Below are 14,847 nucleotides of genomic sequence, written 5' to 3' on the forward strand. Positions count from 1 at the left end.
CAGTAAAAAAAACATTAATAGCAGCCATTTTAATGAATTAAATAACTTATTTTTAACACAGTGTTAACTCATTATTTTTTACTGGTTTTTGATATAAATAGATAGAAAATACAAATTAAATGAGTAAGTAATTGAAATTTATAGATTTAAATTACCATTAAAAAAGATGATTCAAAATGAGCTCATTGAAGAATACAGTGACTGAGCAGTTATGAATTAGTGAATGGCAAACCACCTTACCAAGTACTAATGACCAAACCCTAGTTCATATTTAAAACAGCATTTTACGTTTAAGAATAAAAAGCTAATCACACATTATGGCAGCACGGCATGCTGCAACGAAAATACCTTTTTAAAACTTAATAAATAATCAAGGTATTTTATTTTATCTTTCAAGGAGAATAATAATGAAATTGAATAAATCACTTTTAAGCTGTGCAATTGCAATTGCAATGGGCGCCAGCTTTACAGCAAACGCAAACACAGAAACAAAAGCAGGTTCAACTTCTGAGCTTGCAGCTAAAGTATCTGTAAGTAGCATTGAGAATGCTGTAACAGTTAAGCAATCATTTTCTGACAACACGGCATTAGTCTCTCAAGATGGCGATGGCAATACTGCACTAGCTACTGAAATCGGTAACAACAACGATGTTAAAATAGCTCAATTACAAAATGGTAATTACGCCGAAGTTGAAACAACAGGTGATAACAACCAACAAACTTATGCTCAAGATGGTGTTGCTAATGGTTTCATCACACGCATAACGGGTGATAACAACGGCGTTTATGTTTCTCAATTCGGCCAAGGATTATTTCAAAACAATGAAGCAATCAATATTATCACTGGTAACGATAATAATATTGACGTTGAACAAGGAAATGGCGGTCACTGGTTTTACAACATGGACATGAGAGGTAATGGTAACGAAATTATTTCATCTCAGTCTGGTATGTGGCAAGAATTTGAAGTACTTAGCTTATCAGGCGATGAAAACATTATTGAAATTGAACAAACAGACACCTGGAATGAATTTAAAATAGGCTCATTACGCGGTAACGAAAATGAGATTGACGTTAGCCAAGATGGTTCACGTAACATCATTACATTTACTGATATTGCTGGTGATGACAACGAAATAGCTATTGAACAAAGCAGCGGTGATAACAATACCATTACTTTTGCAGCCGTTACTGGTAATGATAATGAAATAAAACTAGACCAAGAAGGTTCGAATAATGCTATTGAGTCTGGTCTTTTTGACGGTTCATTCAATGAAGTAACAGTTAATCAAATTGGTGATGAAAACCTTGCGACTACTGAGCTAATGGGCGATAACAATGAGCTTACAGCAATGCAAGTTGGTAACACTAATGAAGCATACATGGGTGTCATTGGTTCAAATAATGAATTTACAGTAACCCAGGTTAGTGATTTTAACTCGGTTCATTTAGCTAACTTTAATGGTAGCGGTAACGATGTTGATCTTAGCCAATCAGGTGGCGATGAAAACGCAATTTTAGTGCAGTCTTCATACCCTGATGTTTCTCTCACTTCAAACGATAACGATATTGATGTTAATCAAGTCGGTAATCAAAATGAGGCGATTGTTACACTAGCGGGTATCCTTGATAGTAACGCAAACCAAATTGATATTGCTCAAAATGGTGATATTAACGTTATTGACTTAATGGTAGAGGGCAGTAATCACTCTATTGATATTGCACAGCAAGGCGAAGGTAACTGGGTAGGTGGAACTGGAGATTCAGCGTTTTTATTAGGCGGTGAAAACGTTTCATTCTCTGTTACTCAAACCGGTAACTACAACACTGTTGAAGGTAACGTAATTGGCTTTAACAGTACATTCTCTGTCACTCAACTTGGTGATGGTAATACAGCAACAATTACACAAATGTAATTGATGAGACGGGGGAGAGTAACCCTCTCCCTTATTTTAACTATGAAAAATAAACAATATATCTATCTTTTTATACTTTTAACTTTTTTTACTCCTTTGAGTAATGCCAGTGCTGATTTAGAAATCGATGGATTATTACTAAACAAAAGTATTAGTCGCTTTGGGTATCAATTTTACAGTGAATTTTCAAATTATTGGCGTGAACTGCCTTCAACAGCTGGCTTTAATGTAGAAATAAAAGAAACGGTTATACCCCGTGCTGGTACTAAATTAGTTTTAATAATGAATCATAAGATTATTTATGCAACCCATTTGGGACGAAAGTTAGAGCCTTTGGACGAGCGAGTAGAGCAAGCAGTGCACTCTGTAATGGACGCCATGGCGCGATCGAATATGCAAACAGCGAGTCCTGATATGGCATTGAATGGATGGTAACAATGAAAAAAATAGCATTAACAATAATAACAACTTTAAGCTTTTCAGTCTCCGCAACTGAAATTATTTATACCCCTATTAACCCGAGTTTTGGTGGCAACCCTCTCAATGCAAATATGCTGCTTAGTAAGGCACAAGCACAAAATAAACATAAAGCGCCGGTTGTCGAAAAAGGGTATGCAGAGCAGTTTCAAGATTCATTAGAGCGGACATACTTAAATCGAATGGTGAGAGAAATCACCGACATGGCTTTTGGGGAAAATATTGAAGACAGTGTTTTTAATCAAGACTCCATTTTTATGAGTGGTGATTATCAAATAGAAGTGATCACCAGTACAACCGACACTATCACGGTTAGAATAACAAATGTAATTGATGACTCGGTTGTGGTTATCGAAGTACCGAGGTTTGGATAATGTATAAATTAATAATAATAACAATCGCTCTTTCTCTTAGTGGTTGCTCTACTATGGGTAATTTAATCCCTCCGTCAAAACAAAGTGCGGTAACGTTAGAGCCAACAGATGTCTTTTCTGATTTAAAAAGCTTACCTAAACCTGCGGGCAGCATTCCAGTCTCGGTTTATTCATTTCGCGATCAAACCGGTCAATATAAGCCACAAACTAATGTTAGCTCGTTTTCAACGGCCGTCACTCAAGGTGCAAACTCTATTCTAGTGCAAGCATTACATGAGTCTGACTGGTTTACGCCGGTTGAACGTGAGGGTCTACAAAATATTTTAACAGAGAGAAAAATAATTAGAGCGGCACAAGCGACTAACCCTAATCAAGGCGAGCTACCGCCGTTAACCACTGCGAAAATCATTTTAGAAGGCGGTATAATTAGTTACGACACCAATGTAAAAACGGGTGGCTTAGGAATGGAATATTTTGGTATTGGCGCATCAGAGCTATATCGTGAAGATGCAATATCAATCTATTTACGTGCCGTAGATGTAAGAACTGGCCAGGTATTGTTATCAGTAGCCACCAGCAAAAAAGTATTGAGCCAAGAAATGCGAGCAGGTTTTTTTAGGTATGTTAGCTATAAACGTCTGGCGGAAGCTGAGGCGGGCTTTAGTGATAATGAACCAATGAGCATTTGCGTAACGCAAGCAATAGAAAAGGCGCTTACAGATCTTATCACCAAAGGTATTGATAAAGGCTTATGGGCTAAACAGGCAACTTAACCTACTCTTGCAGATGGCCACAACGTCATTGATGTGGCCAAACAAATAACGATTAGCTCTCAACGGGTAATAATACTGAAATATATCTTTGCGCCCAATTGGCCAATTCAACTCTATTACGCGAATTAGTTTTTTTAAATGCGCTATAAAGGTGAGTTTTAACAGTATGGTCGCTAATATTTAGTTTGTCCGCTATTTTATTATTACTCGCTCCTTGTGCAATTAAATGAATAACCGACTTTTCTCGTTTAGTTAAATGTTTATAGTCAGCTTCATTTAACGTGATATCTTCGCTTAAGGAGCTAAACGAAGAGGCCACACTTAGAATATCATTAAAGGCCTTAGAGATTACTTTACGAGTAAACCAAAGCTCACCAGTAGAAATTCTTACTAAGCCTTTAAATATATCTTCTGCTGCTGCCGATTTATAAAATACCCCATTAAAATGATTGAGTAATAAGTTTTTTTCACATACTTGCTCTAGTTCTACATTAAAAAGCACAACTTTATACTGTTTAGCCAAACAAATTAAATCTGCTGGGATCAAGTCCTGCCAATCATTTTGAGATCCATCAATTAGAAAAATGTCATAAGCACCACGCTGATCAATATGTGGGATAGTACTGTCCATTTTTATATCACCAAAAATGGCTTGAAGTGTTCTTAAAATAACTGTGTAGTTTTGAGAATGGAAAGACGATTGAAGCGTTGTCTTAATAAAAGCCGAGCTTTTTTGCAACATATAACTCATCCTTGAAACATTAGATTTACAACAATCGTCACATTACCTAAATTAACTACAAAACACAATGCTCTTTTGGTATAAGCCAATGAGTTTAGTTACCCTATAAAAGGGTATAAAAGCGTGATGTAACACCGTTAGTCCAACCAAATCCTTGTTGTACTTTATATTCACCCCCGCTGGCTTTTTTTTGCGGTGTGCATACGTTATATTTTTCGAGCAAGCATTTATTTTCAATAAAATCTTGTTCTACCATTGTTAGCCAGTTTTTCATTATGCGTGTAGCTAATTGATCAATACCATAATTACGCAAGCCTTTTACCGCAAACCATTGTAATGGAGCCCAGCCATTCGGGCTGTCCCATTGCTGTGGAGTATCAACAACCGTTGTTACAATACCACCTACTTTTAAAAACTGCTCGCTCAATACGTTTGCAACCAGTTCAGCTTGCTGTTGCGAGGCTAAATTAACAAAAAGCGGGGTACTTGCCGCTGCACTTAAAATAGCAGACGGCTTAGATAGCTTATGATTATAATCAACAAAAAAACGCTTCTCATTACTCCAAAGATATTGATTAATAAGTGACTTTCTTTTTACAGCATAGCTGCTGTACGTTTGTGATTGTTGCTCATTACCAAGCAATTTAAAGCATTTATTAAGCTGATTTTCTAAATTGTACAGTAGGCAATTTAAATCTATGGGTACAATATCTGTCGTTTGAATTGAGCTTAGTAAGTTTGACTCGGCTAACCAGCGCGAGCTAAAGTCCCACCCAGATTCGCACGCAGCACGAATATTACGATAAAACTCAGTTTTTTTATCATCACTAAACCCTGATGCAAGCGCTAAGTCTTCTCTTAATGACTCTGCGCGAGGAGCCGCCTCATCATCCCAATAGCGATTTAATACCCCACCACATGGCATTGTTACCACGCGTTTTACACTTGTTTGTGTATCACTGAGTGTATCTGCTCCTTGCATCCAAAATGCGTGCTCTTTTGTTAAAGCTTCAACACACAATTTAAGCCAAGCTAAATTATGTGTTTTACTGTGAGTGTGCTGCCATAAAAGCTCAACCATCAGCGCTAAAATCGGCGGTTGTGAACGCGATAAATAATAACTGCGGTTACCATTTGGAATGCAGCCGTAATCGTTAATTAAGTCTATGAAGTTTTGTAGCATGTCTTCTACTACATCACTTTTATCTGCATCAATTAAACCCAGCGCAGTAAAGTAACTATCCCAATAATAAATTTCTTGAAAACGTCCACCAGGTACAATATAGCTGTGCTTTAAAGCGAGTAAAGAATTAGCTTTGGGTGTATCGGCTTCACGTCGAAGGCCGCTCCACAGTGAGTTTATGTAGCCTTTTACACTTGTGGTATTTGCAGCCCCTTTCATTGTTAATAAAGGTGTTGTTATAAAATGCGCATCAACAAAGTCTCTTAATTGAGTTTTATCAAGGGGTGCTATTTGCTCATACTGTTTACAGGCACTTTGCCAATCAACACGCGCTGTTGCATCAGCAAACGTTTTACAGTCGCTAAATATGTGCTGTGTTTGTACATCTTTAAATAATTGGCTATTAAAAAAACTCATAACTGTCCTAATCTATTAACTATTGACTGCGTGTTGTGAAATGGCATGGGTGCGTTTTTTAAAAATAATCACGCTAATAAAAATTAAACTAATGGGCACAAGTGAAAGATAAAAAGCATACTGGCCACTAAAGTGTTCAAATACATACCCGGTTATCACCGACCCTGTGGTGCCACCAAGTGCTGAAAACACAACGATTAACCCTGTCATTGCAGCATGTTGATGCTTTTGAAGCGCACTGAGCATGACTGAGTTGAGTACCGGATAAATGGGCGCCATAAAAAAGCCAATTAATGGCAAAACAAACGCCGCCAGAGGCGCATCAAATAAACTATTCACCTCGCTTTTAGGTAAGTTTTCCGTTAGTGGTAAGGTAATAATGATCAATGCAGCCATAGCAACTAAACAACAGCTAAGTACTACAAACCAATGAATATGCTTTAATACTTGGCCCGCCACTAAGCGCCCTAAAGCAAGAGCTGCGGCAAAAATACTCGCTAGTTGAATACTAATGGCTACTGGTAATTGCAAAACTTGATTATTAAATGTAGGCAACCAAGTCCCTACCCCTTGCTCGATTAACACATACAAAAATGCACTAATAATAAAAATCAGCACTAACGGTTGATAGGTAAGTTTGAGCATAGCAATAAAGTCATTCCAACCCGAGTTGCTTTTTTGACCTTTAATAGCAGGTTTTATTGGTGCTATTACGACACTGATAATCACCAAAAGCGTAAGCGCTGCTAATACGTAATAAACGTTCAACCAGGCATTGCTATCAACAGGGTCTATAAATGCGGTGAATACCCAATAGCCACTTAATACACCCACCATAAAAATGCCTTCTATGGTGTTCAGTAATGATGAGTGACTATTTGCATCCTCAGTCACTTGGCCAATAATTGAATAAACCGACACCTTAACGACCGCAAAACCACAACCCACAGCAGCAAATAACACTTTAAACATGTAAAAGTCACTTATTACAGCCGTACTCAAACACGCTATAGCGACAACTATCAGTGCTAGCAGTATTGCAAGCTTGTAGCCTAAACGCGGTATAAATGAAGCAACAACAAATGACATTATTGCAATTGATAAGTCTTTAAACCCCTCTAAAACCGACGCTTCTGTTTTGCTTACCCCTAATGTGTTTATAGCCTGCAAAATAACAGTGCCTACGCTATTTAATAAAATTGCGAAAATAAAATAGCTTGCAGCAATTGCCAGTGTGATTTTTATTTTACTCATTGCTTGCCTCGTTTATAGCTACATACGCCATAACTTTTATAAAAAGCAAATTACCCATAGCTGGTAAATTACCGTGTGTGTTAGTCAGTGAGTCCAGAGTTTAGTGTAGAACAAATACCATTGCAATCGTTTGCATTTTAAGTTTAACAATTTATATACATGCATACTAAGTTAACGTTTGCTTGACTGGCGAGTAATTAACTCTATATCAATAACTTGTGATTCGGCTTTTTCACCTGAAAACTGCTGTATTAACTTTTTAACTAACAAAGTCGCAGCAAATTGGGTGTTTTGTTTAATTGTAGAAAGTGAAGGGTGGCTAATATCAGCCATGGCAATGTCATCAAATCCAACCAGAGCCACATCGTTGGGAATACTCACGTAGCGCTCTTTCAGCGCTTTCATTGCCCCCAGTGCAACCATGTCACTACAGGCCATAATCGCGTCAAAATACAACCCTTTTTCACGTAATAACTGATTAATTGCTTGATACGCAGAGCGACTGGTAAGATCAATGGATATAACATGCTGCTCAAGTTTATGGGTAGAAAGTGCAGCAGCGTAACCACGATGCCTTTCACTAATTTCACCATGCTCAGGATCGCCTAAAAATAAAATATTTTTAGCACCGTGTTCTATTAAATGAGCCGTCGCTTGCATTCCTCCTAAGTAGTTATCACTGCCGACAATAGGATAATTGCTTTGTGTTTTTGGATCCCCCCATACAACTAAAGGAATACCTGCATCGGCAGCCGCTTCTATATTAGTTTGGTTTTTTCCTTGCCCCACAACAATAATGCCATCTGCTCGGCGGCCATTAATAAAGTAATTAGCCCAGTCATCTTGCGCCATAATAGAGTTAGATAACAACAACTCTAACCCCTGTTGATTAAGCGCAAGGTTAATTTCGCTCACTACCTTGAGTAAAAATGGATCGCTGATTGATTGCTCGGTTTGCTCATCAAGATTAATAATGACGGCAACAACATTGGTCTTTTGCGTACGCAAACGGCTAGCTGCCGTGTTAAGGCTAAAATTATGTTTTTTTGCAAGCTGCTGAAGTTTATCGCGGGTTTCTTGCTTAATGAGCGGGTTATTATTCAGCGCGCGCGAAACCGTTGAGGTAGATACCCCTGCAAGCTTTGCTAAATCAGCTAATTTAATTTTTTTATTATTCATAAAACCCTAAACGCTCCACTGCGGCTGGTGCTATATCTAACTTACTGACAATATAGCATTATTATTTTTTACTGGCTTGCCCATTAACTTAAAAATTACGCTCTTGTGTAATTACGCTCAATAAAACAACAGCCCTTATTAATAAATAATTTACAAATAAATATTGCAAACGTTTGCATTTATCTCTAGAGTTTCAATTTATACAGCCTGTTTACATTAAAATTTAATCAATCTCGCTGTAATACACACTGTTTAACACACTAAAAACGGGATCTCACACATGAAATTCAATAAAGCAAAAAGCATGCTAGCCTGTGCAATTACTTTAGCCCTAAGCACACACGCTGCTCTTGCAGCAGAACAAGCAAAAGAAAAAAAGGTTGAGCGAATTGTCGTTTCTGGTACACCCGCAGGTGTTGGGATCAGAAAAATTGATGCCAGCTACGCTGTAACAAATATTGATTCATCACAAATTATAAAATTATCACCTAAAAGTACTGCTGACTTATTTAAAGCCGTTCCCGGTGTGTGGGTTGAAAGCTCTGGCGGTGAGTCTGGTGCCAACGTATTTGTGCGTGGGTTTCCAGGAGGTGGTGATGCGCCATTTTTAACACTCAGTATTGAAGGCTCGCCAGTTTACCCAGCCCCTACTCTTTCATTTTTAGAAAACTCATCGTTATTTAGAATCGATGAAACGATTGAAACAATGGAAGCACTGCGTGGTGGTCCTAATCCTGTGCTATCCAACGGTCAGCCTGGTTTAACAACCAACTTTAGATTAAAACGTGGCAGTGAAGATACTCAAGGCTTATTTAAATACACCACCTCAGATTACGACTTACAACGGGTTGATGCTGTAGTAAGTGGTGAAATCACCGACGACCTATATTTTATGGTAGGCGGCTATGTTAAAAGCTCTCCTGGTATCCGTGATGCAGGCTTTACTTCTGAAAAAGGCAGCCAATTTACAATTAACATTACTAAAGAGTTAGACAATGGCGAGCTTAACTTTTATACCCGTCAAACAGACGATCATGGCGCATGGTACTTACCAACACCACTCAATGTTAATGGCATTGATGCTGAATATACCCAACTTGGCACACTTAACCGTCAAGCGACGATTTTTACCGGCCCAAATGCGCAACCACACGACATCGACCTAGGTGATGGCCGAGGATGGGATGGCCATGTATCCGGCGGTAGTATTAAACTTGAATTTGATAATGGCTGGCAATTTATTGATCGCTTCAATATTACCAAAGGCGATGCCAATACATTTGGCCTAGTACCCAATGGTTCAGCAACAACCGTTGGTGAAGTGGCCGACAATGGCCAAACGGCATTCGGTGCGGTAACTAACACCGAATATGCTAGTGACACTGCGATTCAGCAACTGGGTCGCTGGGTAGTATTAAAAGAAATAAGCTCGTTTACTAACGACTTAGCTTTTTCAAAACAATTTGGTGACTTATCAGCCACTTTTGGTTATTACACAGCAAGCACATCTGCGAGCGATTGGTGGAGCTTAGGTAATACCGCGTATCATGTGCTGGAAGCTGGTGGTGAGTTATTAAATGGTATTGAATGTAACCAAAACACTGACGGGTGTGGTTTTAATTACGATATTAGCTCAACAGGCGATGCACGCACCAATGCCCTTTACTTTACAAGCCAATATAAATTTGCAGATGCATTTACGCTTGATTTAGGTGTACGTAAAGAAAACCATGATGTGCAGTACAGTGTTGATGAAGACCTTGACGGTATTATCACTAAAACTGTTGATTACGATGAAAGTAAAACCTCATGGACAACCGGTTTAAACTATTCAATTAATGACGACATGGGCGTGTTTGCACGTGTTAACCGTGGTTATAAAATGCCATATTTTGATGACTTTAGAGATAACTTTGGCGCATACCAAGGGGGTGAAAAACTAATTAAAGAAGTAACGCAGGGCGAACTAGGTTACAAGCTTATTTCAGACTCTACCGACTTCTACGCCACCTTTTTTGTCAATGAAGTAAAAGGCGATACCTTTGTAAGTCGCCCGGGTGTGCCGGCTGAAATTTTAACCAACGAAGCGTATGGTGTTGAACTTGATTACAACTTTAATCATGAATCTGGCTTTTCTGTTAATTTAAATACCACATTACAACAAACCGAAATCACTGAAAGTCCAGAAAATAAAGGCAATGAAGCACAGCGCCAGCCTAAATGGCAAGTACGCGTAACACCAAGCTATGACTTTGAAGTAGACGGCATGTACGCCACACTCTATGGTACTTTGTCAGCAGTAGATGACCGCTTTGGTAATAATGAAAACACCGTAACACTTGATGGCTACGAAAAAGTTGACTTAGGTTTAATTGTTGAGCCAATGGAAGGCATTAAACTGCAATTAGCCATAGATAACCTAACCGACGAGCAAGGTATCACTGAAGGCGACCCACGTAATGCCGACGCCCCCAATGGTCGTTACATTATGCCGCGTACAACACGCTTAAGTGTTAGTTACGCATTTTAATACACTCCCTAAGCAATAAATTAAAGTCGCGGTGATTAATACACTGCGGCTTTCTTTATTATAGGTGTCAAACTATTAGCAAGCTCTCTATGCGCACTAACGGGTAAGTGTATGCCCTCTTTCTTGCAAGATTGTATCAGCGGATAACAATCTAAAAATACACACGTGTGACGATCAGCGGCGGCTTTGAACTCAATGGATAATTGTTCAGCTTTTTTACCTGCACCTGCGTAAATGCTTTTATAACTTCCCACTTCATGAACCTTGGGCGGGCTTATAATGATTATCTTTGGTATTGTTTTACAATGATAAAAGGCATTAATGGCTAAAATTAACTCCTCAAGCGCTTTGCCAATATCGATAGCAGACAGTGCAAAACGTGCTTTTAAATCATTAGTACCGAGTTGAATAATAACAACATCAACAGTGTGCGCTTCCAGATACGGTTTTAAATACTTAACCCCTGACTTATCACCATCAAAAGGCGGATTGTTCACTAAGGTTCTATTCGGCTGCCCTGCCTCGATAACCTCATGACCATCAACTAATTGTTGTAGTATACCTGGCCAGCGCTCACACGCAGGCAGCCGCTTCCCATCAACCGGGGAGACTCCAAAAGTATTAGAATCACCAAAACACAGAATATTCATTAAAACGGATTCAATGTATAGCCTTGTTGCTGTAACTGCGCATGCGCAGTCATCGCAGAAAGCGCCATTTTCACCCCAGGTATAAGCTGATCTGCTGCTACCTTCATATGCATTGCCGACTGCCCGCATAAATATACCTGCGTGTTATTAGCAAGCAGCTGTTTAATTAAAGATTCGGTTTTGTTATCTTTTTCAAACCGAGCTTTATAATCACTGTTTTGCAGTACATCAACGCTGGCTCCACCGTGTACCACCAGCGCAAGCTGAATATTTTCTGGTTTTACGCCGTGAGCCACATGCATATTAATAAATCGCGCTAACGAATTAATATGATTATTTTGCGCGCCCTTTTCAGCGCCTTTACCTACATCAAAAGCTATCTTAAACTGCGCTTGGCTTAAATCAGACACATGCTCGGGCACATTATAAAAATAACCATAGTCTTTAATAACAGGCGCAGGCTCTGCAGCAAGAGTACTAAAGCTAGCCAAAAGTAAGCTTGAGCCAATAAGTAACGTTTTCATACATCATCCTTTTTACTTTTTGTTTAGCCTAACGCTATTTAACGTGATTAACTAGCCTGAACATGTGAATGCGCTTTAAAAGTCATTCCTAAATAATTAAAGGTATGTTTAAACATATCGATAAATGCGTCTGGCGCAGAGGGAGATGCGGCATTAGACAGCAGTGAAAACTGCTTTTGACGTAAAGTTCTAAGCTTCGGTTTTAACGCCTCATCATCCATGTAATCTGTGATCCTGTCCATAAATGCTTTCATTTGTGGCGTGGTGTTATACCAGTACACAGGCGATGCGAACACCCAATGTTCGTAGCGAAGTAACACTTCAAACAAATTATAAAAATCATCATTGTGATACTGCTTATCGTAGCGATAAGGTGAAATAACATAATCATCTAAGCAAAAAACAATGCCGCTTTGTTGCTTACTATAGGCATTAACTTGCGCGGTAGTATTGCCATTTTTACGACCACTTGAATATATGATTGCAATATTGTGTGCTGATTTTTCTTGCATTGGGTTAGCTCCTTTTTTTATGATAATGCAAAGCTTAAAACCTCAAGTTAAGTTCAGGTCAATAAGAAATAATTTAATTTTTAAAAGGAATTAAAGTGATGGCGGTACAAAAAAAGCTTACTGAAGCCAACTTAACGGTTGGGTTTGTCGCTAAACGCAGTGGCGTTAAGGTATCTACACTGCACTTTTACGAAAATAAAGGGCTAATACGCAGTTGGCGAAACAGTGGCAACCAACGACGCTTTAAACCAGATGTACTAAGGCGAGTCGCAGTTATAAAAGCGGCACAAGCGATGGGGATCACGCTGGAAGAAATTAAACAAACTTTAGCAACGTTACCAGAGCAGCGCACACCTACCCAAAAAGACTGGTCTGCACTTTCAAAACAATGGCAAGCACAGCTTGATGAGCGCATTGCTTATATGCAACGTCTACGTGAACGGGTTGATGGCTGTATTGGCTGTGGGTGTTTATCAATGAGTAAGTGCCCTATTTATAACAAAGACGACCACTTAGGTGAAACCCAAAGTGGTGCCATTTTGTTAGAGCGAGATTAAGGCTTATAAAACCTTAATCTAGACCATTTAAGCCTTCTCGTGCTGCGCGATATAACGCCCCTAGAGTTGAGTCAAATACCGATTTTATAAAACTGTAAGTCAGCTCTACGGCTTTACTAATAACTTTGCCAGCAAACACTAGCATGTGGCCGAGTAAACCTAAGGTTTGCGTTGCAAATGAGGCTGACGCTTTGGCTATTTTATCAAGCGTTCGCGCGAGCATATCGTAAAAAGTTAAGCCTGTACCTATGGCTGCTTGTGCTGCAACAGCACTGTAGTAACCCGAATCTTTTAATAAGGTAACTAACGCAGCGCCCAGTTTATCTGCCCAGTGTGAACTAAATGAAGCTTGGTTTCTGTCTTCAAACTTTAAACGTACCGGTGTGCTTAAGAAGTGGTTTGCTTTTACAGTTAAATTGCCCCAGTCATTACTGTTTGCGGTATTAACATAGCCTGGCTTACCACTTAACTTGTGGGCTGCGCCTTTTAGGCCCTGACCATTATCAAGACGAATTTCTTGGCCATTGTAGGGCGCATGTGAAAATGGCCACAAAGGCACTTTTGTAACCGGATCAGCACCGTGTGTACAGCGGTATATTTTATCAATACGAGAAGTAGCAGCGCGTGAAAAGTTATCAAGCCCCACTCTTGGCGAGCCAAATGTATATAATTTAACCGGCAACGAATACTCTGCTTTTATCCAATCGGCTGAAAGCGTAGCCAATGCACCACCTAAACTGTGACCAACAATGTGCACACAGCCGGTCATTTTATCTCTTATATTTGCAGCAACGAACTCTTGTAGTGCAGGTTTCATACTATAAAAGGTTTTATTAAACCCAGCATGTACCATACTGCCATTAGAGCCACCGCTTAACCCAAAGTGTGCATCTGTTAGGCCATCTCTAAGAGAGGCCGTACCACGAATAGTAATGACTGAATCACCTTTATACAGTCCTTGGCCATGCCCTAGCAAACCAAAACCAGTACTTAAACCAAATAAATGAGAGAAAAAACCACCAGATATTCCTTGCACTGCTTCAGGGCTCACCCCAAAGTTAAAGCTACCTCGCAGAGAAGGATGCAAAGAATTATTAAGTAACGTGGTACTTTTAATACTCTTTGCTTTATAAGCAAGCAAAGCAACTTGTACAGCTTGTGTAGGAGTTAAAGTATTCATAAAATTCCCTTTAAATGATTATGTTAAAAGTTACATTTTACATGCACCATATATGGTAAAAAAATGCTCTGGCGCTTCTTCTATAGGTATGTCGTATGTTTGTGGCTCTTCGGCAATATCACACTCTAAGTTAGCGAGTAAGTTTTTTAGGGTATCACTCCCCTCGTGCATAGACACGGTTGTGTACCAAAGTACAACGCCCTCAGGCGTGCCATTTTCTAGGTAAACATGCTGAACCAATGATTCATTATCAAACATGTTTGCAGGCTTACTCGTTTTTATAGATTTTTCTGTAAAGGTAAAAAAACCATTATCATCGGTTATTGCTTCATCTTTATATTCATCACCATAAGTAAGCGAGCGCACAACCTTAGTATTTGCAACAGGCTGCCCTTTATCTAATAATTGCCCTTTTACCGGAGCCGATAAAACAAAATCCTGCTTATTAAAAAAACCAAACATATCTGCACAAGCCTGTGTTGTAGTAAAAATAATAGTAATAGATACAACTACCAAAAAGTAAGCTTTAAAACGCGATAACAAAATATACAACTCCCTACTATTAGCCTCAAAATATAC

General features: G+C 39.1%; 15 protein-coding genes. 6 read left to right on the forward strand and 9 right to left on the reverse strand.

Translation table 11 applies throughout. The features are described 5' to 3' along the window. The first annotated feature begins 407 nt into the window (after positions 1-407). From BM380_RS05350 to BM380_RS05365, 4 genes are read left to right on the forward strand one after another with little or no spacing between them, the layout of a single operon-like run. Positions 408-1,916 (forward strand): curlin, encoded by a 1,509-nt coding sequence (locus BM380_RS05350; protein WP_090493372.1) that lies wholly within the window; start codon positions 408-410, stop codon positions 1,914-1,916. 42 nt (positions 1,917-1,958) lie between these two features. Beyond that, entirely contained in the window at positions 1,959-2,351 is a 393-nt protein-coding gene (locus BM380_RS05355) for a curli production assembly/transport protein CsgE (RefSeq protein WP_016900116.1), read from the forward strand. Continuing rightward, positions 2,345-2,767, forward strand: coding sequence for a curli assembly protein CsgF (locus BM380_RS05360; RefSeq protein ID WP_016900115.1), 423 nt, complete (start codon positions 2,345-2,347; stop codon positions 2,765-2,767). The genes BM380_RS05355 and BM380_RS05360 overlap by 7 nt, the downstream gene beginning before the upstream one ends. Next, entirely contained in the window at positions 2,767-3,540 is a 774-nt protein-coding gene (locus BM380_RS05365; protein WP_024602690.1) for a CsgG/HfaB family protein, read from the forward strand. Before BM380_RS05360 ends, BM380_RS05365 begins: the two co-directional genes overlap by 1 nt. A gap of 52 nt (positions 3,541-3,592) precedes the next feature. Here BM380_RS05365 and BM380_RS05370 read toward each other — a convergent pair whose 3' ends face one another. The 4 genes from BM380_RS05370 to BM380_RS05385 form a co-directional block, all read right to left on the reverse strand. Continuing rightward, the gene (locus BM380_RS05370; RefSeq protein WP_013462996.1) at positions 3,593-4,282 is read right to left on the reverse strand and encodes a response regulator transcription factor; all 690 of its coding nucleotides are present in this window, start codon (positions 4,280-4,282) and stop codon (positions 3,593-3,595) included. A 103-nt stretch (positions 4,283-4,385) separates the two neighbouring features. Beyond that, positions 4,386-5,882, reverse strand: a complete 1,497-nt coding sequence (gene treF / locus BM380_RS05375) for an alpha,alpha-trehalase TreF (RefSeq protein ID WP_090493374.1) — start codon at positions 5,880-5,882, stop codon at positions 4,386-4,388. Positions 5,883-5,897: 15 nt separating this feature from the next. Beyond that, a complete protein-coding gene (locus BM380_RS05380) occupies positions 5,898-7,136 on the reverse strand; it encodes an MFS transporter (RefSeq protein ID WP_090493376.1) in 1,239 nt (412 codons plus the stop codon). A gap of 171 nt (positions 7,137-7,307) precedes the next feature. Further along, positions 7,308-8,315, reverse strand: a complete 1,008-nt coding sequence (locus tag BM380_RS05385; protein ID WP_090493378.1) for a LacI family DNA-binding transcriptional regulator — start codon at positions 8,313-8,315, stop codon at positions 7,308-7,310. 280 nt (positions 8,316-8,595) lie between these two features. On the opposite strand from BM380_RS05385, the gene BM380_RS05390 reads away from it, so the two are divergent. Further along, positions 8,596-10,845: a TonB-dependent receptor gene (locus BM380_RS05390; protein ID WP_090493380.1), complete on the forward strand. Its 2,250-nt coding sequence runs from the start codon at positions 8,596-8,598 to the stop codon at positions 10,843-10,845. Between the two features lie 35 nt (positions 10,846-10,880). Here the strand turns inward: BM380_RS05390 and BM380_RS05395 are convergent, their stop codons facing one another. From BM380_RS05395 to BM380_RS05405, 3 genes are read right to left on the reverse strand one after another with little or no spacing between them, the layout of a single operon-like run. Beyond that, complete coding sequence (locus tag BM380_RS05395; RefSeq protein WP_090493382.1) at positions 10,881-11,495, reverse strand: GDSL-type esterase/lipase family protein; 615 nt, start codon at positions 11,493-11,495, stop codon at positions 10,881-10,883. Continuing rightward, a complete protein-coding gene (locus BM380_RS05400) occupies positions 11,495-12,019 on the reverse strand; it encodes a DsrE family protein (RefSeq protein ID WP_090493384.1) in 525 nt (174 codons plus the stop codon). The genes BM380_RS05395 and BM380_RS05400 overlap by 1 nt, the downstream gene beginning before the upstream one ends. Before the next feature lie 47 nt (positions 12,020-12,066). Beyond that, positions 12,067-12,531, reverse strand: coding sequence for a flavodoxin family protein (locus BM380_RS05405; RefSeq protein ID WP_064663726.1), 465 nt, complete (start codon positions 12,529-12,531; stop codon positions 12,067-12,069). Between the two features lie 98 nt (positions 12,532-12,629). On the opposite strand from BM380_RS05405, the gene soxR reads away from it, so the two are divergent. Continuing rightward, complete coding sequence (gene soxR, locus BM380_RS05410) at positions 12,630-13,088, forward strand: redox-sensitive transcriptional activator SoxR (RefSeq protein ID WP_008468671.1); 459 nt, start codon at positions 12,630-12,632, stop codon at positions 13,086-13,088. A 13-nt stretch (positions 13,089-13,101) separates the two neighbouring features. On the opposite strand, the gene BM380_RS05415 is transcribed toward soxR, so the two are convergent. Both BM380_RS05415 and BM380_RS05420 read right to left on the reverse strand, forming a co-directional pair. Continuing rightward, positions 13,102-14,268: a lipase family protein gene (locus BM380_RS05415; protein WP_090493386.1), complete on the reverse strand. Its 1,167-nt coding sequence runs from the start codon at positions 14,266-14,268 to the stop codon at positions 13,102-13,104. Between the two features lie 30 nt (positions 14,269-14,298). Beyond that, a complete protein-coding gene (locus BM380_RS05420; RefSeq protein WP_090493388.1) occupies positions 14,299-14,811 on the reverse strand; it encodes a DUF6795 domain-containing protein in 513 nt (170 codons plus the stop codon). Between the last annotated feature and the right edge of the window lie 36 nt (positions 14,812-14,847).

This window comes from Pseudoalteromonas sp. DSM 26666 (assembly GCF_900116475.1).
In the GTDB taxonomy this organism is placed as follows: Bacteria; Pseudomonadota; Gammaproteobacteria; order Enterobacterales; family Alteromonadaceae; genus Pseudoalteromonas; species Pseudoalteromonas tetraodonis.